Origin of the sequence: Streptomyces sp. NPDC002602 (genome assembly GCF_042889445.1) — a bacterium.
Classification (GTDB): Bacteria; Actinomycetota; Actinomycetes; order Streptomycetales; family Streptomycetaceae; genus Streptomyces.
On the sequence record NZ_JBIAQX010000003.1, the window covers coordinates 118679 to 141052 of the forward strand.

Sequence of the window (22374 nt, forward strand, 5' to 3'; positions counted from 1 at the left end):
ATGCCGATGAGCCCCCCGATGTTCCCCCACCGCCGTTCGCCCGGGGCGAACACCCCGACGAGTCCCGTAGGGGCGGGGGCGATCTCCTTCGGCCCATCGGCCGGCCGGTTCGGGGCGCCGTCCGTTCGGCGAGAAGTCCCGAGGTGGTGGCGAAGCAGCCCGTAAGGGTGAAGGGCGTCGAGCCACACGCCGACGCTCGATGGGCGATCCACGCCTCCAGCGCCCGTCGGTCGGCCACTGTTCCGGCCTTTCGAGCCGACCCCCACTCGGAGCGCGGCCGCACTCGCGGGACGGCCCTTCGCCCGCCGACACGGACACGGACACGACTTCGCCCGATGAATGAACAGCCGGACCACCTGTCGACGCGATTCCGACCCGAAGATCATTTACGGGCCATCCCCCAGAGCGCTCTTCACTCGATCACGGCAACCCCTCTACACCGCACCACACTTGACGGCCGGCCACTGCTACCTTGACGTGGCGGTGCGGTGGAGGGGGCATCATGAACAGGCCATGGGAAGCAGACCCGGAAACGAACTTCAAGAGGCGTCTGGGGAAATCGGCCCTGGAGTTGGGTGCCACGAATAGCGGTCCGGAATGCCCGGACATCTGGGAATTGGAGAACGGCGACATCGCCGTGATCGGCCGCGACCTCACCACTCCCCTTGGCGCCCGCCTGCCGGACGGAGTCTCCATCAGCCGGGACGAGCGTCTGGTGGTCATCCCACGCAGCATGCTCATCGCAGCGAAGACGGACATCCCCAATGTTTGAGTGCTTTGGAGTCCACGGTCGGCCCGGAGCCGGACCCGGTCACCGGACCTGCGCTGCTGAAGGCGCGGCGTGGCCGGCCCCACCCACCCGATCACCCTGGCCGCCGAACTCAACCATGGCTTTGCGTTGATCGTCAGCGATCAACAGAGCCAGACCCTCCCCCTCGTCCGTGGCGCGGTTGCGGCCTTCGAGCGCATTCACGGACCGGAGCATCCCGAGACGCTCGCCGCCCGTTCCTTGCCGAGCCGAGCCCTCGGTGAGCCGGGTCCACTCGAAGTCGCTTTGACACAGGCCGAGTTGGTGGCCGCTCCCGCCCAACCCGTCAGGCCGCCGAGACGCTGACGTCGCCCGAGGTGGTCTTCACCGCGAGGCGGGCGCCGGCCGACGGGTCGGTGGGCAGGGCGACCCGGCGGTCGCCCGAGGTGGTGGAGACGTCGACCCGGTAGGGCGCCGACGGCACCGTCAGGGTGACGTTGCCCGAGCCGCTCTCGGCGGCGACCGAGTTCGGGGACGTCGCGAAGGCCAGGCGGGCGTCACCGGACGAGGAGCGGACGTCGGCCGCCGGGCCGGCCAGCGCCGAACCGGTGATGTCGCCGGAGGAGGTGCGGGCCTTCAGCACGCCCGCGATGCGCTCCACCCTCACGTCGCCCGAGGAGGTCTCGACGTCGGCCGCGGCCACCCCGCTCACCGTGACGCGTCCGCTGCTGCTTTCGAGCCTGACCGTCGCGGAGGCCGGCACCTCCAGCCGGTAGTCGACGTAGCAACTGCCGGTGCAGCCGCTGTCGAAGGTGAGCAGGCCCCCGGAGACGCGCTGCTGCGGCCGGGGCGCCGTGTCGCCCCGGTAGTGGACGGTGCGGTGGACGGCGACGCCCGGGCCGTTCCCCGGCGTCACCTCGATGGAACCGTGCCGGGCGCCCCTGATCTCGACCGCGGTGACGGCTTCGGCGACGGTGGCGTCGGCGCTCACGGTCTTCATGGCGTGCGCGGTCAACGAGCAGCCGGTGAGGAGGAGTCCGCCGACGACGGCGCAGGCCGCGACGGCGGTGCGGGCGGGGCGGGAGGCCCGGGCGAGTGCACCGGGGCGGGCGGCGGGCGCGGTGTGGGAAGGCATGCCGCCAGTCTGTCGAGGCGCCGTCCGCTGGGCGATGGGGCCGGTACCCGGGCCTCGGGTGGGGTTAACCCCCGGTCGTCACCGGCCGGTTGGACGGCAGGCCCCACTCGCTCCAGGAGCCGTCGTACACCGCGAGGTCCCGGTACCCGGCGAGTTCGGCGCCCAGCGCGAGCACACAGGCGGTCACCCCCGACCCGCAGCTGAGGTACAGGCGTTCCCGTCCGCCCGCCGACTCCGCGAAGAGCCGGCGGAGTTCCGCGGCGGGACGCATCAGTCCGTCCGGGCCCTTGAGGTCGCCGAAGGGCAGGTTGAGGGCGCCCGGCATGTGTCCGCCGCGCAGGCCGGGGCGGGGCTCCGGGGCGGTACCGCCGAAGCGTTCGCGGGTGCGGGCGTCCAGCACGGCCGCGGCCGGGTCGGCCAGGGCGTCGGTCACGGCGGCGGCGTCCACCAGCAGTCCGGCGCGGGGGCGGGCGGTGAAGGTGCCGCGGGGGCCCTCGTATCCGGGCCGGGCGTGTTCCACGGGCAGTCCGGCGGCCTCCCACGCGGGCAGTCCGCCGTCCAGGACGGCGGCCCGGTCGAAGCCCATGGCGCGCAGCATCCACCATGCCCGGGCGCTCGAATGGAGGCCCGCGCCGTCGTACACGACCACCGTGGCCCGGTCGTCGAGGCCGAGGTCCCGCATCGCGCGCTCGAAGTCGGCGGGCGCGGGCATCGTGTGCGGGAGCCCCGTCGTGTGGTCGGACAGGGCGCCGTCGAGGTCGAAGGGTCGGGCGCCCGGGATCCGTCGGTCGGCGTCGCGGTGGGGGGCGACGGAGGCGTCGAGGACGACCAGGTCGGGCCCGCCGAGGCGGGCGGCGGTCCAGGCGGTCCCGACGAGGGGGCCCGGGGGGTTCTCGGACACGGTCATGCGGCGCCTCCGGCAGCGTGGTCACGGGCCTCGGCGGTCCGGCCCGCGCCCATCCAACCACCCTCCCAGGCCTGCCCATCGGGCCATCGCCCCTCCCGGCCCCGCGCCGTCGCCCCTCCCGGTCCCGCACCATCGCCCCTCCCGGCCCCGCGCCGTCGCCGACCCGGCCCCGCGCCATCGCCCCTCCCGGCCCCGCGCCGGCACCGGCCCGACCCCCGCACCGGCCTCAGTCCCGGTCGCAGCCGCCGGCCGGGCCCCGCGCCGCGTAGACCACGATCCGCGCGCCCCGCACCCGTGTCACCGAGCACGGCACGTACTCGGCGGCCAACGCCTCCCGCTTCGCGACCTCCGCCGGGTACGGGTCCAGGGGTTGCCCCTCCGGGTCCAGCAGGGCCACCACCCGGGGAGCCCCCGCCAACCGCGCCCGGATCTCGTCCGGACCGGCCTCCGTGCCCCACAGGCTCCGCGAGGCGGTCGGGGAGCGGTCCAGGGCGAGGTCGCGCAGGGGGGCGTACACGGCGGGCGAGGACAGCAGCCACTCGCGGCGCCGGGACGGCATGAACAGCACGGCGTCCCCGGGGAGGGCCCGTTCCCGGACGGCGGACGCCACCGCGAGCACGTCGTCCTTGCGGCTCTCCGGGGTCCGCAGCCACACCGACCACCAGCCGAACGGCACGAGCAGCGCGGCCACCAGCGCCCAGGGCCGCAGCCCGCGCGCGGCCGCGAGCCGGGCTCCGGCGAGCAGGGCGAGCCCGGCCAACGCGTAGAGGACGTACCGGTCGACGTACCAGGGGTGCGCGAGGGAGACGACCAGCAGCAGTCCGGGCGGCAGCAGGGCGAGCGGCACGGCGACCCGGACGAGTTCCCGGGGCACCGCCGTCCCCCGGGCGAGCAGCGCCACCGCGAGCACGAGCACCCCGTACACCGCCCAGTCCTGCCCACTCGGCCGCCCGAGCCAGCCCAACTGCCGCTCGGCCTGCACCGCGCTGACCCGGACCAGCGGCAACAGGGCGACCACGACGACGACGGCGCTCCACCGCCACCCGCGCGAGCGCCAAGCGACGAAGCCGTGCGCGAGCAGGGCCAGTACGGCGAACTCGTGCAGCCAGCAGCCGAGCAGCAGCACCACCGTGTACGCCGCCCAGCGCCCGCACAGCATCAGGTGGGTGGCCCACACCACGGCGCAGGCGACGAACGCGTACGAGCGCCCCTCCTGCGCGTACATCTGCACGGGCGGCAGAACGGCGTAGGCGGTACCGGCCCACAGCGCGGCCCGCTCACCCGCCAACCGGTGGGCCACCGCGGCCACCCCGGCGGCGGCCAGGGCGGTGGCGGCCACGGACGGCAGGCGCAGCGCCCACAGGCCGCCGTCCCACAGGGCGAACACGCCGTGCATGAGCAGGTAGTGGAGCCCGTGCACGGCGTCGACCTGCCCGAGCAGCGCCCACAGGTCGCCCAGGGGGCGGTGCGCCACCTGGACGGTGACGGACTCGTCGCGCCACATGCTGCCGCCGGCCGGACCGCGTTCCGGGGACCAGAGCCCCAGGGCGAGGGCCACGAGCGGCGGGACCGGGCGCCACAGGGCCGTGCGGCTGAAGTCGCGGCTGATGTCGGCCTCCGGGTGCTTCCGCGTGACGGGTGCGGACTCCATACTCGGGGTCCGGGTCGGCCGAGTTCCCGCGGGGGTGTGGCGTGCGCGCAGGGCGAGCGGGACGAGCGGGACGGGCGACGACGGTACCGGGCGCGGTGCTCGGCGCGGTACTGGCCGCCTTGCTGCTCGGCGGCTGCGGCGGTGCCGACGAACCGCCGACCGCCCCGCACACGGAGACCGCGACGGCCGGCGCTTCATCGCCCGCCACCCCGTCCACCCCGTCCGCCCCGCCCGCCCCGCCCGCCGGCACCCCGAGCGCACCCGTCCCCGGGGGTTCGACGCCCCCGGGTCCCGGTCCCACCGGCACGGCCCCGGCCCCCTCGCCCCGCGTCACCTCCCCCGCGGCGACCCTGGTCCGGGTCACCCGCAGCGGCGGTTTCGCCGGCCGCACCGGCACCCTGGTGATCGGGGACGACGGCTCCTGGACCCTGCTGGACGGGCGGGCGAAGGAGGTCGGCCGCGGCAAGCTGACCGGCCCTCAACTCGGCACGCTGCGCGCCGCGCTCCGGGAGGCGGACTTCGCCCGGCTGCCCCGGACGTCGAAGAGCGGGACCGTGTTCGACGGGTTCACCTACGCCTTCGCGTACGGGGGTTTCGAGGTGGCCACCGGCGACGGCTCGGTACCCATCGCCCTGACGCGGGTGTTGGACGCGCTGCCCCCGTTCGAGGACTGAGAGCCCGGACGGAGAGCCCGGACGGAAGCCCGAACGGAGAGCCCGCACTGAGAGCCCGAACGGAAGCCCGGACGGGGACGCGCGCCGGATCGCGGACCGGATCGCGGACCGATCGCCGACCGATCGCGGACCGGGAAGGCGGCCCGTACCCGGAACGAGTGGCACGGGGGCTTCGTTGTGTCCGGCGACGAGGAGTGGCCGAGCGGCCACGGGAAGGAAGACCGATGACCGCCCCCGTACCGGAAGCCGTCACCGTCGACCGCCGCGAAGGACCGTACGGGGAGGTGGTGTTGCGCCGGCGCGGGGAGACGCACGAGATCATCGCCAACGGCTGTTTCCTCATGGACACTTCGGACGGCCGCTCCGAACGCCTGCTGATCGACGCGGCGTTCGGGGCCCTGGAGCCTGCCCCGCCGGCCCCGTCCGTGCTCGTCGGCGGTCTCGGCGTCGGCTTCTCCCTCGCCCACGCGGCCTCCCAACCGCGCTGGGGTCGGATCGTCGTCGCCGAACGCGAGGAGGCGATCATCGACTGGCATCGCGGCGGGCCGTTGGCCCCGCTCTCGGCCGCCGCCCTCGCCGACCCCCGGGTCCGCGTGCTGCACACCGATCTCGTCGCGTACCTCCACGACACGAGCGACCGGTACGACGCCCTCTGCCTGGACATCGACAACGGCCCGGACTGGACCGTGACCGACGACAACCGAGGCCTGTACTCCCCCACGGGCCTCGCCGCCTGCCGGGCCCGCCTCACCGCCGGCGGGGTGCTCGCCGTCTGGTCCGCGCGACCGTCCGCGGCCTTCGAGCAGGCCCTGCGGAATGCCGGATTCGAGTCGGTAAGGACCGAAGAAGTGCGAGTCGCCCGAGGTGTCCCGGACGTCGTCCACCTCGCCCGGGGCCCGGTCGGCCCCACATAGCCGCAGGCCTGCGGCTCCTCTACGCTGCACCCCATCACGCGGGTTCTTCAGGGGCGGGACATGGAACAGACACACACCACCCACAACGGCGCCGCGGCCACCCCAGGCGCCCAGCGGCGCGTGCTCGTGGTCGAGGACGATCGCACCATCGCCGACGCCATCGCGGCCCGGCTGCGCGCCGAGGGCTTCCAGGTCCAGGCCGCCCACGACGGCCCTGCCGCCGTCTCGGCGGCCGAGAGCTGGCTGCCCGAGCTGCTGGTGCTCGACGTCATGCTGCCCGGCTTCGACGGGCTGGAGGTCTGCCGTCGAGTGCAGGCACAGCGCCCGGTGCCGGTGCTGATGCTCACCGCCCGGGACGACGAGACCGACATGCTCGTCGGCCTCGGGGTCGGGGCCGACGACTACATGACCAAACCGTTCTCGATGCGCGAGCTGGCCGCACGGGTCCACGTACTGCTGAGACGGGTGGAGCGGGCCACACTGGCCGCGACGGCCCCGCGCGGGGCCACCCTGCGCCTGGGCGATCTGGAGATCGACCACGCGCAGCGCCGGGTCCGGGTCCACACCGAGGACGTGCACCTGACGCCGACCGAGTTCGACCTGCTGGTGTGCCTGGCCGGCACGCCGCGGGCGGTGCTCTCGCGGGAACAGTTGCTGGCGGAGGTCTGGGACTGGGCCGACGCGTCCGGGACCCGTACCGTCGACAGCCACATCAAGGCGCTGCGCCGGAAGATCGGCGCGGAACGGATCCGCACGGTCCACGGCGTCGGGTACGCCCTGGAGACCCCGGCCCAGCCGTGAGCCAGCGGCAGCCGGGCGGCGGGCTGCGGCCCTTCTCGCCGTTCTCGATCAAGACGAAGCTGGGCACGCTCGTCGTGGTGTCGGTCTTCATCACCACGGGCCTGCTGCTGGTGGCCCTGCGCACGGACACCGAGCTGCGGTTCATCACGGTGTTCTCGGTGATCGCCTCGATGCTGATCACCCAGTTCGTGGCGCACGGTCTGACGGCGCCGCTGGACGATATGACCACGGTGGCCAGGGCGATCTCCCACGGGGACTACACCCGCCGGGTGCGCGAGGCCGGGCGCCGCGACGAGCTCGGCGACCTGGCCGCGACGATCAACCTGATGGCGGACGACCTGGAGGCGGTGGACCGGCACCGCAAGGAGCTGGTCGCCAACGTCTCCCACGAGCTGCGCACACCGATCGCGGCCCTGCGGGCGGTGCTGGAGAACGTGGTCGACGGGGTCTCGGCCGCCGACCCGGAGACCATGCGGACGGCCCTGAAGCAGACCGAGCGGCTGGGCCGGCTGGTGGAGACCCTGCTGGACCTGTCCCGGGTGGACAACGGCGTGGTCCCGCTGCGGGCGCGCCGGTTCGAGGTGTGGCCGTACCTGTCGGGGGTGCTCAAGGAGTCCGGGCTGGCGGCCGCCGGGCGACCGGGCCTGACCTCCGGCTCGGGCGGGCACACCCGCAACGACGTCCACCTCCACCTGGACGTGTTCCCGTTCGAACTGACGGCTTACGCCGATGCGGAACGGCTCCACCAGGTGGTGGCGAACCTGATCGACAACGCGGTCAAGCACAGCCCCCCGCACGGCCGGGTCACGGTCCGGGCCCGGGCCGGCGACGCGCCCGGGAGCCTGCAACTGGAGGTGCGGGACGAGGGTCCCGGGATCCCCGAATCCGAGTGGCACCGGGTCTTCGAGCGGTTCAATCGGGGCAATTCCGGGGGTGGCGACGGGGGTACCGGACTGGGCCTGGCGATCGCCCGCTGGGCCGTCGGCCTGCACGGGGGCCAGATCGGAGTGGCCGAATCGTCACGCGGCTGCCGCATCCTCGTCACGCTTCCGGGCAGCTCCCAGGCATCGCGTTGACGTAGGGTTCGAGTGGGAAGGACATGATCTCGGCCACACGCGCCGGGGTCCGTCAGGGGTGCGAAGCCAAGGGGGCCGCAACCACGGTGTCCCCTACCCGAACCGCGCTTGTTTCCCGCCATTCCAAGCGGTGAAACCCGCCTTTCGATGTGACCTGCGCGACGTAAGTCCCGCCCGGCCTGCATCGGACGCCCGGGGAGGCGTAGCCTTTATTCCCGCTGTCCATACCTTGTGAAGCGGAAGAGGGCGGTTGCCGCCGTGTCGCCACAGTCCCCCAGTAACTCGAGCACCACGACCGAAGCAGCAGAGGGCGGGAAGACCCCTGCCTCAGGCTTCGGTGCCAATGAGTGGCTCGTCGACGAGATCTATCAGCAGTACCTCCAGGACCCGAACTCGGTCGACCGGGCCTGGTGGGACTTCTTCGCCGACTACAAGCCCGGGGGCGCAGCAGCCCCCGCCAAGGCCGACGGTCCCGAGAAGTCCACGACGACGAAGGATGGCGCCTCCGCACAGGCCGCCAGCCCCGCCGCCCAGGCCCCGCAGGCCCCCGTCGCGGCCGCCACGGGGGCGGCGAGCGCCGGTGCGAGCACCGGTGCCGCGGGAGCGGCTGACGCCGCGCCCTCGCCCTCGGCCGCGACCACGCCTGTGCCAGCTCCTGCCCCTGCTCCTGCCACCCCCTCTGGTGCCCCTGCTGTGACTGTCACCTCCCAGGCCCAGGCCGCCGCACCGGCCGCGCCCTCCGCTCAGGCTCCGGCTGCCGCCGCGCCCGCTCCCGCAGCTTCCAAGGCCGCGCCCGCCACCGAGGCCCCCGCGGGCCCCGAACTGGTGACGCTCCGCGGCCCCGCCGCGGCCGTGGCCAAGAACATGAACGCCTCCCTCGACGTCCCGACGGCCACGTCCGTCCGCGCCGTCCCGGTGAAGCTGCTGTTCGACAACCGCATCGTCATCAACAACCACCTCAAGCGCGCCCGGGGCGGGAAGATCTCCTTCACGCACCTCATCGGCTACGCGATGGTGCAGGCGATCAAGGCCATGCCGGCCATGAACCACTCCTTCGCGGAGAAGGACGGCAAGCCGACCCTGGTCAAGCCGGAGCACATCAACTTCGGTCTGGCGATCGACCTGGTGAAGCCGAACGGCGACCGTCAGCTCGTCGTCGCCGGCATCAAGAAGGCCGAGACCCTCAACTTCTTCGAGTTCTGGCAGGCCTACGAGGACATCGTCCGTCGCGCCCGCGTCGGCAAGCTGACGATGGACGACTTCACGGGCGTCACGGTCTCGCTGACCAACCCCGGCGGTCTGGGCACCGTGCACTCCGTGCCCCGTCTGATGCCCGGACAGTCGGTCATCATGGGCGTCGGCTCCATGGACTACCCCGCCGAGTTCCAGGGCACCTCGCAGGACACCCTGAACAAGCTGGGCATCTCCAAGGTCATGACCCTGACCTCGACCTACGACCACCGGGTCATCCAGGGCGCGGCCTCCGGCGAGTTCCTGCGCATCGTCGCGAACCTGCTGCTGGGCGAGAGCGGCTTCTACGACGACGTCTTCGAGGCGCTGCGCATCCCGTACGAGCCGGTCCGCTGGCTCCGGGACATCGACGCCTCGCACGACGACGACGTCACGAAGGCCGCCCGCGTCTTCGAGCTGATCCACTCCTACCGGGTCCGCGGCCATGTCATGGCCGACACCGACCCGCTGGAGTACAAGCAGCGCAAGCACCCCGACCTCGACATCACCGAGCACGGCCTCACCCTGTGGGACCTGGAGCGCGAGTTCGCGGTCGGCGGTTTCTCCGGCAAGTCGATGATGAAGCTCCGCGACATCCTCGGCGTGCTGCGCGACTCGTACTGCCGCACCACCGGTGTCGAGTTCATGCACATCCAGGACCCGAAGCAGCGCCGCTGGATCCAGGACCGCATCGAGCGCCCGCACTCCAAGCCGGAGCGCGAGGAGCAGCTGCGGATCCTGCGCCGGCTGAACGCGGCGGAGGCCTTCGAGACCTTCCTGCAGACGAAGTACGTCGGCCAGAAGCGGTTCTCCCTGGAGGGCGGCGAGTCCGTCATCCCGCTGCTCGACGCCGTCATCGACTCGGCCGCCGAGGCCCGCCTCGAAGAGGTCGTCATCGGCATGGCCCACCGCGGCCGGCTGAACGTCCTGGCCAACATCGTCGGCAAGTCGTACGCGCAGATCTTCCGCGAGTTCGAGGGCAACCTCGACCCGAAGTCGATGCACGGCTCCGGCGACGTCAAGTACCACCTGGGCGCCGAGGGCACCTTCACGGGCCTGGACGGCGAGCAGATCAAGGTCTCGCTCGTCGCGAACCCCTCCCACCTGGAGGCCGTGGACCCGGTCCTGGAGGGTGTCGCCCGCGCCAAGCAGGACGTCATCAACAAGGGCGGCACGGACTTCACGGTCCTGCCGCTGGCCCTGCACGGCGACGCGGCCTTCGCGGGCCAGGGTGTGGTCGCCGAGACGCTGAACATGTCGCAGCTGCGCGGCTACCGCACCGGCGGCACCGTGCACGTGGTCATCAACAACCAGGTCGGCTTCACCGCCGCCCCGGAGTCCTCGCGTTCCTCGATGTACGCGACCGACGTGGCCCGCATGATCGAGGCGCCGATCTTCCACGTGAACGGCGACGACCCGGAGGCCGTGGTCCGCATCGCGCGGCTCGCCTTCGAGTTCCGTCAGGCGTTCAACAAGGACGTGGTCATCGACCTCATCTGCTACCGCCGTCGCGGCCACAACGAGTCCGACAACCCGGCGTTCACCCAGCCGCTGATGTACGACCTGATCGACAAGAAGCGCTCGGTGCGCAAGCTGTACACCGAGTCCCTCATCGGTCGCGGCGACATCACCCTGGAAGAGGCCGAGCAGGCGCTCCAGGACTTCCAGGGCCAGCTGGAGAAGGTCTTCGCGGAGGTCCGCGAGGCCGCCACGCAGCCCGCGGCCGCCCCGCAGGTCCCGGCGCCCACGGCCCACTTCCCGGTCCCGGTGAACACCGCGGTCTCGCAGGAGGTCGTGAAGCGGATCGCCGAGGCCCAGGTCAACATCCCCGACAACGTCACCGTGCACCCGCGTCTGCTTCCGCAGCTGCAGCGCCGCGCGTCGATGATCGACGAGGGCACGATCGACTGGGGCATGGGCGAGACCCTGGCCTTCGGTTCGCTGCTGATGGAGGGCACCCCGGTCCGGCTGTCCGGTCAGGACTCCCGCCGCGGCACCTTCGGTCAGCGTCACGCGGTCCTCATCGACCGGGAGACCGGCGAGGACTACACCCCGCTGCTGTACCTGTCGGACGACCAGGCCCGCTACAACGTCTACGACTCGCTGCTCTCCGAGTACGCGGCCATGGGCTTCGAGTACGGCTACTCGCTGGCCCGTCCGGACGCGCTGGTCCTCTGGGAGGCCCAGTTCGGTGACTTCGTCAACGGCGCGCAGACCGTCGTGGACGAGTTCATCTCCTCGGCCGAGCAGAAGTGGGGCCAGACGTCCGGCGTCACGCTGCTGCTGCCGCACGGCTACGAGGGCCAGGGCCCGGACCACTCGTCGGCGCGTCCCGAGCGCTTCCTCCAGATGTGCGCGCAGGACAACATGACGGTCGCCATGCCGACCCTGCCGTCGAACTACTTCCACCTGCTGCGCTGGCAGGTCCACAACCCGCACCACAAGCCGCTCATCGTCTTCACCCCGAAGTCGATGCTGCGTCTGAAGGCGGCGGCGTCGAAGGCGGAGGAGTTCACGAACGGTTCGTTCCGTCCGGTCATCGGCGACTCCACCGTGGACCCGAACGCGGTCCGCAAGGTCGTCTTCTGCGCCGGCAAGGTCTACTACGACCTGGAGGCCGAGCGGGAGAAGCGCGGCATCACGGACACCGCGATCCTGCGCATCGAGCGTCTGTACCCGCTTCCGGGTGCGGAGCTCCAGGCGGAGATCGCCAAGTTCCCGAACGCGGCGAAGTACATCTGGGCGCAGGAAGAGCCGGCGAACCAGGGTGCGTGGCCGTTCATCGCGCTGAACCTGATCGACCACCTCGACCTGGCGGTCGGCGCGGACATCCCGGCGGGCGAGCGGCTGCGGCGCGTGTCGCGTCCGCACGGTTCGTCCCCGGCCGTGGGTTCCGCCAAGCGTCACCAGGCGGAGCAGCAGCTCCTGCTGAACGAGGTCTTCGAGGCCTGATCGGCGCATCTGCTCGAACCGTGAAGGCCCGGACCCCCGAGGGGGTCCGGGCCTTCCGGCGTCCTTGGCCGCGGCAAGGGGTTACGGCTGCGGCTCGAAGTCCCAGTAGGGGCGGGTCTGTTGGCGTGCGGAGACGGTGTGGACGTGCTGCGGGCCGAGGGTGCGCATCAGCGCCCGCAGCCCGGCGTCCTCGTGCTTCGAGGCCTCCACGTCCTCCCGGACGGCCCGCAGGTCGGCGGCGAGGGCGATCTCGGCGCTCAGCGTCATGGGGTGGTCGGGCCCCAGTACCTGCCCGGCGGCCCGCAGGGTCTCCCGGCTGAGGTCCACGGCGTTCTCCAGCCGCCCGGTGATGTTGCGGTGTCCTGTGGCGTTCAGGGCGCAGCCCAGGGTCCAGGGGTGCCGGTCGCCGAGCGCGCCCCGCATGCCGACCAGGGCCTGTTCGGCGAGGTTGAGGGCCTCTTCCCGTTCGCCCTGGGCGCGCAGGACAAGGCCGAGGTTGCCGACGGTGCCGATGCTGTACGGGTGGGCCAGGCCCAGTTGTGACTGGTAGCCGCGCACGACCTCCTCGGAGATCCGGCGGGCCTCGCCGACGTCCCCGTACTCGCGCAGGTAGGTGGCGTAGTCGGAGGCGACCATCAGGGTCCAGGGGAACTCGGCGCCGAACACCCGCGTCGAGCGTTCCAGGACCCCGCGCAGGCGGGCGCCGGCGCCGGGGATGTCGCCGGCGCGGCGCAGGCACATGCCGAGGTTGTGTTCGGCGCGCAGGGTCTGCGGGTGGTTGGGGCCGAGTACCTGGGCGTTGAGTTTGAGCCCTTGTTCCTGGCGGGCCTGTGCCTCGCGGTAGCGGCCCATGAGCCGCAGGCCCATGGCGCAGCCGATGCCCGAGGAGAGGGTGGCGATGTGCCGTACCCGCAGGACCCGTTCGCGGCGGCGCAGGGTGTCGAGGTCGGTGTCGTACGCCTCCTGGTAGCGGCCGAGGAGGCGCAGGGCGACGGCGACGTTGTTCTGGGCGTTGAGGGTGGTGGAGTCGTCCTCGCCGAGCAGTTCGCGGTAGGTGGTGAAGGCGTGTTCCAGCAGCAGGCGGGCCTGTTCGAACTTGGCGGTGCCGAGCAGCACCCCCGCGTACGTGCTGGTCGCGCGCAGGGTCTCCAGGTCGCGGTCGCCGCGTTCCTCGACGAGCCGGTCCGCGACCGATTTGGCGAGGATCTCGGCCCGGCGGAAGTGGCCGAGCATGCGCAGGGCGCCGCCGTGGTGGTAGCTGAGTTCGCGGACCTGGTCGTGGTCCTCGCCGAGCATGGACCGCCAGGCGCCGTCGGTCTCCTCGGCGAGCCGCAGGCAGGTGCGGTACTCCCCGGCGAGGATCAGGTAGCGCAGGCAGTGCAGCAGGAAGTTCTGGATGCGGGGATTCGTGCTGGTCAGGACACCGGCGGTCTCCAGGTGTGGGATGAGTTCGGCGTACCGGGGCCAGAGCCGGGAGTCGGTGGGCCGGCCCGGGTCGGCGGCGGCGAGGACCTGGCGGACGGCGCGGGAGAGCTGCTCGGCCTCCTCCTCGCCGAGGTCGTCGCGGACGATGTTGTGGACCATGCGGTGCAGTTGGACGGTCTCCAGGCCGCCGCCGCCCTCCTCGACGGACAGGTCGGAGTACTCCAGGCGGACGACGGAGAACTGCACGAGCTTGTTGAGGGCGGCGTTCCAGCGGATCTGGTCGTTGATCAGGCCGGCGAGGTGTTCGGGGACGTCGGCGGCGGGGAACTCGCGCAGCAGGCGCAGCGGGACGCGGCCGGGGGCGAAGAAGACGAACAGGCGCAGCAGTGCGAGGGCGTCGGGGAAGCTCTCCCGGACGTTGTTGAGCAGGATGGCGAGCGCCGTGGGGAAGGGCAGCGGGTAGTCGTCGGAGAGGGTGACGGCCTCGTGGGTGTCCAGCCGGCGCCGGAGCAGGGTGAGGTACTCGCCGACGCCGAGCGGCGAGTCGGCGAGCCAGCCCGCGGTCTGGTCGAGGGCCAGCGGGTAGTCCTCCAGGGCCTCCGCGAGCTGGTCGGCCTCGTCCCCGGAGAGCCGGCGGGCCCGCCGGCGGATGAAGGTGACGGACTCGGGCCGGGCGTAGAGCGGGACTTCGACGAGGCTCGTGTGCCGGGCGGCCCACTCGCGGTTGCGGGAGGTGATGATGACGTCGCCGGCGCCGGACGGCAGCAGGTCGATGAGGTCGTCGGGGTGGTCGCAACCGTCGAAGACCAGCAGCCAGCGGTGGTAGGGGGTGCCGCGGCGCAGCGCCTCCAGCACGGCCCGGATCTGCTCGCCGTAACTGCCCGCGCCGCGCGGCAGGTCGAGGGCGGGGGCCAGGTCGGCGAGGCGTTCGCGCAGGGTGGGCCGGTCCTCGGCGGGGACCCACCACACCACGTCGTACTCGGAGGCGAAGCGGTAGGCGTACTCGGTGGCCACCTGGGTCTTGCCGACGCCGGAGAGCCCCAGCAGGGTGACGGTGGACGCGCCGGGGGGTGCCTCCGTGAGGGCGGCCCGCAGGGCGCCGATGACGTCGTTGCGGCCGGTGAAGCGGGGGTTGCGGCGCGGGACGCGGCCCCAGATCTCCGGGGGGTCGTTGGGGAAGCGGGGGCCGCGGCGGCCGCTCTCGGTGCCGATCCGGTCGGTGGGCAGCTCCAGTCGGCGCAGGACGCGGTACTCGGCCTCGTACGCGTCCAGGCCCCACAGGTCGGTCTTCTCCAGCGCGGCGACGGCGCTGGGCAGCGGGGAGTCGGTGAGGCAGACGGCCGCGAACCGGTCGGGGTGGTCGCGGGTGACGGCGCGCAGGGCGGCGTTCCACTCCTCGTCGGTGTGGGTGCCCGCGGAGAAGTAGCGCTCGCTGAGGACGACCAGGATCCGGCCGCCGGAGCGGGCCAGGTCCTCCAGGGCCTCGGTGAGGCCGCGGCCTGCCTGCGGGTCCCAGCGTTGCAGGGCCACGCGGTGGCCGTGCTCCTCCAGGCGGTGGGCGATCCACACGGCCCAGGGGCGGTTGAACCCCGCGAAGCTGATGACGAAGCGTTGCGGCTGCGGGGCTCCGTCGCGGTCGTGGCGCGTACCGGTCGTCATGCGGCCGTCTCCCTGGAATCCGGGCGGTGGACGGGTTTGAAAGGTACCGCAGCGGACGGTTCGTCAGCCCTCGGCGAAGTGGGTGAGTTCGGGGTGGTTCTCGCACCAGGCGCGGCGTTCGCGTTCCAGGGTCCGCAGGGCGGTGGCGTACTGGTTTCCGGGCGGGGGAAGTTCGTCCATGGCGCGTTCGGCGGCGGCCATGCCGTCGGTGAACTCCCGTCCGGTGGGGGTCAGTCGGGGGTGTCCGTGCAGCGTGGGCAGCACGGCGGCCACCTGGGCGCGAATCCGGGCGTGTTGGGCCCAGGCGCCCCGCGCCCCGTACAGGGCGGCGCGCTGCCAGTAGCCGGCCAGGGCCAGGTGGGCGTACGCGCCGTGCAGCAGCCCGTCCAGGGGGCGCGGATCGCTGCGCCAGGGCGCCCAGTGGCAGGGGGTGCGGTCGGCGGTGTGCAGGGTCAGGACGTCGGCGAGGGCGGTCAGTTTCCCGTGCTGCACCTCGTGGACCAGGGTGGCGGCGAGGGCGGGCGGGGCCTGGGCCCGGGCGAGCACGGAGCCGGCGGCGGCGGGCAGGGTGGCGCCGCTGGAGCGGGAGCCGCCGGCCAGCGGGACGACGGAGCGCAGGAGGCGGCCCGTCTCGTCGGCGCGGCCGGCGTCGTAGCGGCGCAGCAGGGTGAGCGCCCCGGACCACTGGGTGTCCCAGCGCTTGTGGCCCTTGGGGGTGAGCCGCCGGGCGGGGCGCACGGTGGCCGGGGGGCCCGAGGGCGCCCGGTACGGGTCGAGGTCGTCGAGGGCGGTCCGGCCGCCGGGCAGCCCGTGCAGGGGCACGGCGTCCGCGGCGCTCTCCCAGGAGCGTTCGGTGACGGCGAACGGGCCGGGGCGGTCGGGCCGCAGCAGGCCGAGGGTGGGCAGGACGAGCCGGCCGTGCACGGGGCGCAGGGTGGTCTTGAAGGTGATGCCGGAGCGCAGCGCGGCGGCGGCGGCGAGCGCCCCGAGGTGCCCCAGGTCGGGCGCGGGTCCGTGTGGGTCGTGGAGCCGGCGCAGGGTCTCCTCGGCCCAGACCCCGGTGGCGGGGTAGTGCAGTACGTCCCGTGCCGCGTCGGGGTCGTGTCGTTCGGCCTCCTCCAGCAGCGCCCAGTGCTCGGCGGTCTCGGCGCCGGGTGCGGCGTCGAGCACGGCGCGCAGCAGGAGCAGTCGCCTGGACCTGCGGACGTCTCGGACCAGGCGGGTTCCGTCGGGGGAGGGTTCGGTGGAGGCGAGGGCGCGCAGGGTGCGGGAGCTGACGGTGAACGGGGCGAGGCCGGTGCCCGCCGGGGGATCGGGGTCCTCGCTCATGAGGCGGCCCGTCCCGCGGTGGCGGTGTGCAGTGCCCGGGCGATGTGCCGGATGAGGACCTGGAGGTCCGCGCAGTAGACGGACGGCCGGCGGAAGCCCTCGCCCTCCCGGTAGCGGTGCGGGTAGTGGCCGCCTCCGCACACTTCGACGAGTTCGCAGGCGCGGCAGCCCGGCGCGAGCGCGTCCCGTCCGAGTTGGCGGGCGGCGAGCCCGGGGTGGTCGAGGAGTTCGTCGAAGCTGTGGTGTTCGACGTCGAGTCCGGTGGCGGCGGCGCCCTCGTAGGCCGACTTCAGCGAGTCGGCCTGTTCGATGGCGCCGTCGGTCTCGATCACGGCGGTGGTCGCGGGCGCGAGCCCGAGGGTCTCGGTGGCCTCGGGCAGGCCGAGGAGCAGGGCGATGATCTCCTCGAAGATCCGGACGCGGGTTCGTCGCGCCCCGTCGTGCCACCAGCGCTCGAAGACGGCGAGCAGCCAGTCGGCGTACGGGGTGGTGTGCGGGGCGCGTCCCGGGGGCGGGTCGTTCCAGTTGGCCAGGGGCAGCAGCAGGCCGAGGGTGGGCGGCGCGAAGCCGAGCAGCGAGGAGTACACCTCCAGCGGGTCCTGCGTGACGTCGACGACGCACAGCACCCCGGCGTAGCTCTCCGGGTGGCGGGCGAGCAGCCGCAGCCCCCGGGCGGCGGCCCCGAAGCCGGGGCGTCCGGCGTGGTCCACCCGGCGGGCGTTGTGCGCGGGCAGTCCGCCGTCGAGGCTGACGCCGACGCGGATGCCGGCCGCGGCGAGCGCGGCGAGCCGGCCGCGGGTGAGCAGGGTGCCGTTGGTCTGCACGGTCGCGGTGACCCGCACGCGGGGGCCGGCGGCGGCGCGGACGGCCTCGACGGGGGCGGCCAGTTCCCCGGGTGCGCCGAGCAGTGGTTCGCCGCCGTGCAGGACGAGGTCGACGCGGGTCAGGTCGTGGGCGGCGGCGTGCTCGGCGATCCGCTCGGCGGCGCGGCGGGCGGTCGCGGGCGTCATGAGCGGGGGGCGATCGCGCCAGCTCTGATCGGCCATCTCGTAGACGTAGCAGTAGGTGCAGGCGAGGTTGCAGCGGCCGTGCGTCTTGAGCACGAACTGCCGGATCGGGTAGGGGCGGTGGCCCGCCGCTCGCAGGGCGGGCACGTCGAGCCGGGTGTAGGGCCAGGGCGCGTGGTGCGCGTGACCTGCGGGGAGGTCGCGGGTGGGCCGTCGCGCGGGCGCGACATCGCTCGTGATCGCTCGCCTCATCGCCTGTGCCTCCCTCCCCCGGCGACCGCCGGGGGGACCCCCGGGACGGTCCATCCCTGCCCTTCGGACGGCTCGGACTAACGGCGGAAAGTGGTCAACTCCCGCCGTATGCGGCGGCGGTGGGTTCGTGTCAGGTGATTCCGGAGTCGAAGGCGTTCAGGATCTCGGCGGGGTGGGTGACCCGCTCGACCATGCCCTTCATCACCTCGGCCAGCACCGGGTGCTCGATCTTCCGCAACGCGGTCAGATCCAGCCCGGACAGGTCCGGTAACCGCCCGGGACACCTCCGGACACCGGTCGTCGCCTCCTGCCGTCCCGTCACCATCTCCGGTCCGCCCCCCTGTCGTGTCCCGGACCGGACGCTCGCCGGCCCTCTTCCCCGCGCCGCCCACCGGGGCCGGTCCGGGCCGCTCGCGCCGGCGCGCGGGGCGCGGTCACAGGCCGGCCTCCAGGACACGGATCCGTGCCCGCAGGCGCTCGATCCGCCGCTCGGCGTCCGCGCCCCCGAGGCCCTGCCACAGCTCCACGGCGGAGCGGTACGCGTCGAGTGCGGCGCGCGGCCGGGCCAGCCGCTCCAGCACCTCCCCCCGCAGTTCCTGCGCCCGGATCGCCAGACGGACCGCCGCCTCCCGGTCGGGCCCCGGTTCCGTCTCCGATGCCTCCCGCCAGGCCCGGCGGTAGGAGTCCGCCGCCCGGTCGAGCCGGTCGACGGCCCGGGTGTGCCCGTGGATCTCCCGCTGGACGTCACCGTGCTCGCGCCAGGCCGCGGCCCGCTCCAGCGGGCCTCGGCCGTGCCGGGCGGCCAGTTCCAGCAGGTACTCGGCCTCGCGCAGGTCCACCACGTCGCCCTCGTAGGCGTGCCGCAGCCGCAGGCCCGCCGCGAGGCGGCGCAGCCGGTGCCCGGCGCGGGGGTCGGACTGGGGCACGGCGGCCCGGCTCTCGCGCAGCACCCGCACGGCGGTCGACGCGAACCGGTGCGCGTCGGCGTCGGGCGCCCGTGCCCGGTCCAGGAGCACGTCGCCCCACTCGGGCAGCAGTTCCCCGAAGGCGTCCCCGTCCCGGGGGATCAGCCGGCGGGCCCGTCCGTACGCCTCGGCCGCGTCCTCCAGCGCCCGCGGGTCCGCGTCCCGCGCCCACCTCGCCCGGTGCACGCGGGCCAGGCACACCAGCGCGGCCACCCGTGCTCCGGCCTCGCCGGTCTCGGTCAGCGCGGTGGCCAGTTCCCCGGAGGCCTCCTCCAGCCGTCCGGGCAGGTGACTCAGGGCCGCGGCGCGCTCGACGCGTACGCGGGCGCGTGCCTCCGGTTCGGCCCGCGGGTCGGCGGTGAGCCGCCCGGCGGCCTCCTCGGCCAGCGCGGTGCGCTCCGTCGGGTCGGGGGTGTACGGCAGCAGGGCCAGCAGGACACGCCCGAGTTCCCGGCCCCGGCCCGCCTCGACCTCCCCCGCGGCGGCGGGATCGTCCGGGTCTGCGAGCGCCTCCAGCGCGGCCCGTGCCTCGCGCAGCGCCCCCGGGTCGTGGCGCAGTTCGCCGAGCCGGACCAGGGTGCGGGCGCGGCGCACGGCGCAGTCCAGGCGCAGCGCCCGGTCGGTCCCCGGCGCGGCCCCGGCGGCCGCGAACTCCCGGTCCGCCGCCTCCAGCAGTGCGCCGTCGGGGAGCCCGCCGTCGGGCGCGACGCCGGCGAGGGCCCGTTCGTACAGCACCCGGCCGCGCAGGGCGCGGGCCCGGGCGTCGGTCTGTCCCCCGACGGCCAGCTCGGCCTCCGCGAGCAGTTCCGGGTCCCGCTGGAGGGCCCACAACCGCAGCAGGGCGCGGGCCAGTTCGGCCTCGGCCTCGCCCGGCGGGTCGTCGGGTCCGGGCGGCGCGGCCACGGCCCGGCGCAGCAGGGTGACCGTCTCGTACAGCCCGCGCTGCCCGCCGTCGAGCGGCCGGGCCAGGGCGGTCCGCAGCGCCCGCTCCCGCGCGGCGACGGCGGGCGTCGCGGGCGGCGGCGGGGCCTCCGTGTCGGGCGGCGGCCCGGGCAGGTAGCGCCGTACGACCTTCGCCGACACCTGGGCGAAGGCCTGTGGGAGCCGGCCGGCGGGCATCCGCTCCTCGGCGGAGTCCACCGGCGCGCCGGTGAGCTGGGAGACGGCCAGCGCGGGGAAGTTGCGCACGCCCCGCCCGAAGTGGGCCAGGACGTACTCCGAGCAGTGCTTGAGGACCAGGGCGGCCTCGTCCCGCCCGAGCGGCCCCAGCAGCACGTCCCGCACGCCCGGCACGAACGTGTACCAGCCGCTGTCGGGCCCCCGCCGCAGCAGCCCGCTCAGCAGCACCTCGGCGAGGTCGGAGGGCTCCGAGTCCGGGAGCATCGTGCGCTGCACGAGCCGCATCACGGGCAGGGTGAGCGGCGCCGCGGCGAGGTAGACGGCGAGCTGTACGGCTCCGGGGGACGCCGACGAGCGGAAGCGGCTCACCAGTTCGCGCGGCGGTCGCGCGGCCCGGGGCGGCGGTGCGGGCGCCGCCGGGTGGTCGGCGAGGACCCGGCCGACCTCGGCGGGCACGGGCCCGGTGCCGAGGCCGGCGACGAGCCGGGCCCAGGCGCCCAGGGCGTGGGCGTGGGGCGGCAGGACGGGCACGGTCAGCCCGCCGGTGGGGCGGCCGGGGCGGGGCGGTCGTTCCGGGCGGAAGCGCAGCGCGCGCCCGCAGCCCTCGCTCCGGGAGAGTTCCCCGCGCTCGGTGGGCAGCCAACTGCGGCCCCACAGCCGCTGCGGCAGCGGCTGTACGACGACGCAGGGGGCGCACTCGGCCCACCGGTACAGGAGCCGCTGTGCCTCGCCCTCGCGCCACACCGGACCGGCGCAGTCGGAGACCACCATGGTCAGGGTCCGCCCGGTGGGGTCCCGCAGTTGCTCCGCGGACCGCAGCGCGCCTCCCGGCGAGGGGCCGCGTCCGATGAGCGCCGTCCCGTCGCCGAGCCGGTGCAGGTAGTGGACCTGTACGTCCCGGAAGGCGCCCAGGCGCTCGCACACGGAGCGCAGTTCGTCGAACAGGTCCTGCCAGACCGCCATCGACGGGGAGGCGTCCATCACCAGCCGGACGGTGGCCTCGCGCCGACCGTCGGACCGCAGCACGGGGATGACCAGCCCGAGCGCCCGGGCGCTGGCCTCCGCGGTGGCCGCCTCGTCGAGCACGGTACGGGTGGCCGGCGCGGCGGGCCGGCGCCGTTGCAGGGCGCGCAGGGCCCGCTGGACGTCCATGATCCGGGGCAGCGCGGTCGCGCCGGGCACCCGTACGGGCAGCCCCGCCGGGGCCTCGACCTCGACCTCGTCGCCGGGGGACCGGCGCCCCGCCGGATACAGCGTGACCGGGTCCTCGGGGTCGGTGTCCTCCCGCGCGGGCTCCGGCGTCCGGGGTGGTCGCGTCGGCTCGGCCCGCGCGGGTGTCCGTGAGCGGCGCACGCGCGCGGGCCGGGTGCCGGGCTCCCCCGCCGGCCTCGCGGTCCGCCCGGCGAGCCACAGGGCGTCGGCCAGTTCCTCGGCGGACGGGTCGAGCCCGGCGGCCCGCAGCAGGGCGGCCAGTTCCCGGATCGGCTCGGCGGGGGAGGCGGGCGGCACGGGGATCACCTCGGCCGGTCGAGGCGCTGGATGAGCAGGTCGGCGAGGTCCTCCCGGGTGGGCGGGGCCGCGTGGTGGGTGAGGTAGATGGCGTTGAGCAGTTGATCGGCGGCCACGAGTTCGGTCTGGGAGCGGCTGAGGAACTCGCGGATCAGGTCGGCGCCCAGCCGGGCGGCCTCCTCTCCCAGGTGCGCGCGGACCATGGTGGCGAGCCGTTTCTCCCCGGGCTGTCCGAGCTTGAGCTGGATGCAGCGGCGCAGCAGGGCGGCGGGGAAGTCCCGTTCGCCGTTGCTGGTCAGGATGATGAAGGGGAAGGCCCGGCAGCGGATCCGGCCGTCCCGGACGGCCACCTTGGCGCCGTCGTCGGTGAGCACCCGCACCTCGGGTTCGGTGTCCGCGACCCGCTCCAGCTCGGGCAGCGTGAACTCGCCTTCCTCCAGCACGTTCAGCAGGTCGTTGGGAAGGTCGATGTCGCTCTTGTCGATCTCGTCGATGAGCAGGACGCGGGGTCGTTCCGTGGGCAGCAGCGCCGTCCCGAGCGGTCCGAGCCGGATGTACTTCCCGATCCCGGGCGAGCCGCCGGGGTTCCCGCCGCCGGCCGCGATCTGTACGTCCTGGAGCCGGGCGATGGCGTCGTAGCGGTACAGGCCGTCCTGGAGCACGGTGCGCGAGACCACGGGCCAGCGCAGGACGCGGCCGAGCCTCAGTTCGTGGGCGACGGCGTGCGCGAGCGTGGACTTGCCCGTGCCGGGGAAGCCGGTGACGAGCAGCGGCCGGCGCAGGTACAGCGCGGCGTTGACCGCCTCCAGTTCCTCGGGCTCCGGCCGGTGCATCTCCGCCGCCTGTCGGTGGGCGCCGAGCCGGCGGGCCACGTTCGCGTCGGCCACCGCGCCGGGGCCGCCCGCCTCCAGGGCGGGGCCGCCGTCGAAGTCCCGCCAGGGGGGCGGGTCGGGGAGCGCGTCGATGCCGTCGTGGGGTTCACCGACGCCCCGGTAGATGAGCCATTCCTCGTTCACGTCCG

Annotated in this window: 16 protein-coding genes; 6 read left to right on the forward strand and 10 right to left on the reverse strand. The window is 74.1% G+C overall.

Going from position 1 to position 22374, the window contains the following annotated elements:
• Nucleotides 1-502 precede the first annotated feature (502 nt).
• On the forward strand, nucleotides 503-772 hold the full coding sequence (locus ACFYW3_RS09825; RefSeq protein ID WP_389386022.1) for a hypothetical protein: 270 nt from the start codon (nucleotides 503-505) through the stop codon (nucleotides 770-772).
• 39 nt (nucleotides 773-811) lie between these two features.
• Here the strand turns inward: ACFYW3_RS09825 and ACFYW3_RS09830 are convergent, their stop codons facing one another.
• From ACFYW3_RS09830 to ACFYW3_RS09845, 4 genes are all read right to left on the reverse strand, one after another.
• Complete coding sequence (locus ACFYW3_RS09830) at nucleotides 812-973, reverse strand: hypothetical protein (protein WP_351749219.1); 162 nt, start codon at nucleotides 971-973, stop codon at nucleotides 812-814.
• Between the two features lie 121 nt (nucleotides 974-1094).
• Nucleotides 1095-1883 carry a DUF4097 domain-containing protein gene (locus tag ACFYW3_RS09835; RefSeq protein ID WP_389386023.1) on the reverse strand — a complete coding sequence of 263 codons (789 nt, stop codon included), beginning with the start codon at nucleotides 1881-1883 and terminating at the stop codon, nucleotides 1095-1097.
• Nucleotides 1884-1947: 64 nt separating this feature from the next.
• A complete protein-coding gene (locus ACFYW3_RS09840; RefSeq protein WP_389386024.1) occupies nucleotides 1948-2790 on the reverse strand; it encodes a sulfurtransferase in 843 nt (280 codons plus the stop codon).
• 226 nt (nucleotides 2791-3016) lie between these two features.
• Nucleotides 3017-4441, reverse strand: coding sequence for a hypothetical protein (locus ACFYW3_RS09845; RefSeq protein WP_389386025.1), 1425 nt, complete (start codon nucleotides 4439-4441; stop codon nucleotides 3017-3019).
• A gap of 41 nt (nucleotides 4442-4482) precedes the next feature.
• On the opposite strand from ACFYW3_RS09845, the gene ACFYW3_RS09850 reads away from it, so the two are divergent.
• The 5 genes from ACFYW3_RS09850 to ACFYW3_RS09870 all read left to right on the forward strand — a co-directional run bounded on the left by ACFYW3_RS09850 (nucleotide 4483) and on the right by ACFYW3_RS09870 (nucleotide 12088).
• Nucleotides 4483-5115: a hypothetical protein gene (locus ACFYW3_RS09850; RefSeq protein ID WP_389386026.1), complete on the forward strand. Its 633-nt coding sequence runs from the start codon at nucleotides 4483-4485 to the stop codon at nucleotides 5113-5115.
• Between the two features lie 224 nt (nucleotides 5116-5339).
• The gene (locus ACFYW3_RS09855) at nucleotides 5340-6029 is read left to right on the forward strand and encodes a spermidine synthase (RefSeq protein ID WP_389386027.1); all 690 of its coding nucleotides are present in this window, start codon (nucleotides 5340-5342) and stop codon (nucleotides 6027-6029) included.
• Between the two features lie 60 nt (nucleotides 6030-6089).
• Complete coding sequence (locus tag ACFYW3_RS09860; protein WP_053676466.1) at nucleotides 6090-6830, forward strand: response regulator transcription factor; 741 nt, start codon at nucleotides 6090-6092, stop codon at nucleotides 6828-6830.
• Nucleotides 6827-7906: an ATP-binding protein gene (locus ACFYW3_RS09865; protein ID WP_351749208.1), complete on the forward strand. Its 1080-nt coding sequence runs from the start codon at nucleotides 6827-6829 to the stop codon at nucleotides 7904-7906. The genes ACFYW3_RS09860 and ACFYW3_RS09865 overlap by 4 nt, the downstream gene beginning before the upstream one ends.
• Nucleotides 7907-8164: 258 nt before the next feature.
• Nucleotides 8165-12088, forward strand: a complete 3924-nt coding sequence (locus ACFYW3_RS09870; RefSeq protein WP_351749206.1) for a multifunctional oxoglutarate decarboxylase/oxoglutarate dehydrogenase thiamine pyrophosphate-binding subunit/dihydrolipoyllysine-residue succinyltransferase subunit — start codon at nucleotides 8165-8167, stop codon at nucleotides 12086-12088.
• A gap of 81 nt (nucleotides 12089-12169) precedes the next feature.
• On the opposite strand, the gene fxsT is transcribed toward ACFYW3_RS09870, so the two are convergent.
• The 6 genes from fxsT to ACFYW3_RS09900 form a co-directional block, all read right to left on the reverse strand.
• Nucleotides 12170-15172: an FxSxx-COOH system tetratricopeptide repeat protein gene (fxsT, locus tag ACFYW3_RS09875; RefSeq protein ID WP_351749204.1), complete on the reverse strand. Its 3003-nt coding sequence runs from the start codon at nucleotides 15170-15172 to the stop codon at nucleotides 12170-12172.
• A gap of 63 nt (nucleotides 15173-15235) precedes the next feature.
• On the reverse strand, nucleotides 15236-16501 hold the full coding sequence (locus ACFYW3_RS09880; RefSeq protein WP_351749202.1) for an HEXXH motif domain-containing protein: 1266 nt from the start codon (nucleotides 16499-16501) through the stop codon (nucleotides 15236-15238).
• Nucleotides 16498-17760 (reverse strand): FxsB family cyclophane-forming radical SAM/SPASM peptide maturase, encoded by a 1263-nt coding sequence (locus ACFYW3_RS09885; RefSeq protein ID WP_351749200.1) that lies wholly within the window; start codon nucleotides 17758-17760, stop codon nucleotides 16498-16500. Before ACFYW3_RS09885 ends, ACFYW3_RS09880 begins: the two co-directional genes overlap by 4 nt.
• Nucleotides 17761-17890: 130 nt before the next feature.
• Nucleotides 17891-18085, reverse strand: coding sequence for an FxSxx-COOH cyclophane-containing RiPP peptide (fxsA, locus tag ACFYW3_RS09890; RefSeq protein ID WP_351749198.1), 195 nt, complete (start codon nucleotides 18083-18085; stop codon nucleotides 17891-17893).
• A gap of 109 nt (nucleotides 18086-18194) precedes the next feature.
• Nucleotides 18195-21353, reverse strand: a complete 3159-nt coding sequence (locus tag ACFYW3_RS09895) for an SAV_2336 N-terminal domain-related protein (RefSeq protein WP_389386028.1) — start codon at nucleotides 21351-21353, stop codon at nucleotides 18195-18197.
• Between the two features lie 5 nt (nucleotides 21354-21358).
• Nucleotides 21359-22369 (reverse strand): MoxR family ATPase, encoded by a 1011-nt coding sequence (locus ACFYW3_RS09900; RefSeq protein ID WP_053676460.1) that lies wholly within the window; start codon nucleotides 22367-22369, stop codon nucleotides 21359-21361.
• Nucleotides 22370-22374: the final 5 nt, after the last annotated feature.